Below are 2,188 nucleotides of genomic sequence, written 5' to 3'. Positions count from 1 at the left end.
GCGCCGGCACCGTCGAGGCGGTCCATGTTGGCTTCGGTGGCGTGGCCGGCGTTGGCGCCCCGGATGACTACGTCACCGGTGTCTGGTTGATCTGCTTCATCCCAACTCAGCATTGAATTGCTCCTTCGTGGTCCGTCTGACGGCGTGGGCTTCGATTCACCCAGCGTGTTCAAAAATGTGCGTTTTGCAGGCTTCAAGGCATTGAAATACGGCGCATAGTGTGGTCGGTGTTCAGCGTTGTTGCACACTATGTAGTGGTTGTCTGTGTTTGTGGGCACACTATATGGGGTGTAACAACGATGGTCAACGCACAAGACCAGGCCGATGGTCGCAGGGCCATGACTAAAACTCACAGCGCCATGACTTTTAATGGTTACGGCCGCTACCCGGGCCAGTGCTAAAAATTCGCCAACCAGCTCCCCATAACAAAAAAGAGCGTTTGCGAAATGAAAGCACTTGATCTGTACATCGGCGAAGGCTTCGAAGGCCCAGGCGTCAATGCTGCCCACATCAACATCCTCATCGGCCCGCGCAACGGTCCGGCCGGCCAGGCGTTTGCCAACAGTTTGGCGTCGCCAAGCCAGGGCCATTGCCCGTTCATGGTGATTGCCCAGCCGAACATCCCGGTCAAACCCATGACCCTCTACGTCAACAAGGCCGCCATCGGCAGCGACCTGCACGGCAATGCCACCTGGGGCGCGTCCCAGGCCGGGATCGCCAAGGCAGTGCTCGAAGCCCTGCTCGACGGCACCCTGCCGCCGGAAGCCGAGGACGAGTGGGCGATTGTCACCGCCAACTGGGTCAACCCGGCCTGCGATGACCTGGATGCGGTCTACCTGAACAACTACAACGCCTGCCGCACCGCGATCCGCGCCGCCCTCACAGGCTTGCCGCACACCGCGCAACTGGCGGATGTGGTCAACCACATCAGCAACCCTTTCTACACGCCAAAAGCCTGAGGACATTCCCATGCAATACATCCGTTTGGGCAACTCCGGCCTGCAAGTCTCGCGCCTGTGCCTGGGTACCATGAACATGGGCACCCCGGACTGGAAGCCGTGGATTTTCGACGAGAAACAAAGCGAACCCATCGTTGCCCATGCCCTGGCCAACGGCGTCAACTTCATCGACCTGGCGGACTTCTACTCCGCAGGCGTCGGCGAGGAAGTGGTCGGGCGCATCCTCAAGCGCGTTGCGCGCCGTGAAGACATCGTGGTCACCACCAAGGTCGGCTACGGCACCCGCAGCGGCATCAATGCCAGCGGCCATTCGCGCAAGCACATCATGGACAGCATCGACGCCTCCCTGAGCCGCCTTGGCATGGATTACGTCGACGTGTTCATGCTGCATTACTTCGACGTGAACACCCCGGTGGAAGAAACCATGGGCGCCCTCAACGACATCGTGCGTTCCGGCAAGGCGCGCTACATCGGCGTGTCGACCATGCTCACCGGGCAACTGGCAAAAATCCTCATGGCCTGCGAGCGCAACGGCTGGGTCAAGCCGATCAACATGCAGCTGCAACTGAACTGCGCCTACCGCGAGGAAGAGCGCGAGATGATCCCGTTCTGCCGCGACCAGGGCCTGGGCGTGTCGGTGTTCAGCCCGCTGGCCCGTGGCTTGCTCACCGGCGAAGTGCAGTCGACCCGCAACCAGACCGACTTCTTCACCCAGCAGATGTACAGCGACCAGGCGTCGTTCGACATCGCCCACTCGGTGCAACGTGTGGCCCGTGCCCGTGGCGTGTCCAACGCACAGATTGCCCAGGCCTGGGTGGCCAATCATCCGGGTGTGGACGTGATGCTGGTGGGCGCCGACACCACCGCACAATTTGATAGCGCGCTTGCAGCCCTCGACACCCAACTGGATGCCGAAGAACTGCACGAGCTGGAACGCAACTACACGCCCTGCGATGTGATCAACGACTACACCGCCGGCAAACGCATCTTGCGCAGCGCCCGTCCGGGCCTGGACCGTTTTAACCTGATAGAGGCCGTGGCATGAACCCGCTGATTCGCACAGGCAATTTCATTGATGGCCAATGGTCCAGCGGTGGGCCGGTCTACCCGGTGTGCAACCCGGCCAATGGTGCGCAGATCGCCGAAGTACAACGCGCCGGGGCTGAAGAAACCAACCTGGCCATTGCCGCCGCCAACCGCGCGTTGCCGGCCTGGCGCAAGCTCACCGC

At 61.3% G+C, this 2,188-nt stretch carries 3 protein-coding genes; all 3 read left to right on the top strand.

The window, feature by feature from the left end; all coding sequences use genetic code 11:
* Positions 1 to 446: 446 nt before the first annotated feature.
* Positions 447 to 959, top strand: a complete 513-nt coding sequence (gene fae / locus HX846_RS32070; RefSeq protein ID WP_003212394.1) for a formaldehyde-activating enzyme — start codon at positions 447 to 449, stop codon at positions 957 to 959.
* Between the two features lie 10 nt (positions 960 to 969).
* Entirely contained in the window at positions 970 to 2,004 is a 1,035-nt protein-coding gene (locus HX846_RS32065) for an aldo/keto reductase (RefSeq protein WP_102606526.1), read from the top strand.
* Positions 2,001 to 2,188 (top strand): aldehyde dehydrogenase family protein (locus tag HX846_RS32060; RefSeq protein WP_178966941.1); only part of this gene is annotated, 188 nt, incomplete at its 3' end. The genes HX846_RS32065 and HX846_RS32060, both read left to right, overlap by 4 nt.

The organism is Pseudomonas sp. K5002 (assembly GCF_013386655.1).
Lineage (GTDB): Bacteria > Pseudomonadota > Gammaproteobacteria > Pseudomonadales > Pseudomonadaceae > Aquipseudomonas.
Note: the sequence above shows the minus strand (reverse complement) of the source record. Positions and strands in the feature narration are given on the sequence as shown.

What these genes read in the sequence shown, in the direction of transcription:
- fae (WP_003212394.1), top strand. Translation starts at nt 447, where the DNA reads ATGAAAGCACTTGATCTGTACATCGGCGAAGGCTTCGAAGGCCCAGGC.
- HX846_RS32065 (WP_102606526.1), top strand. Translation starts at nt 970, where the DNA reads ATGCAATACATCCGTTTGGGCAACTCCGGCCTGCAAGTCTCGCGCCTG.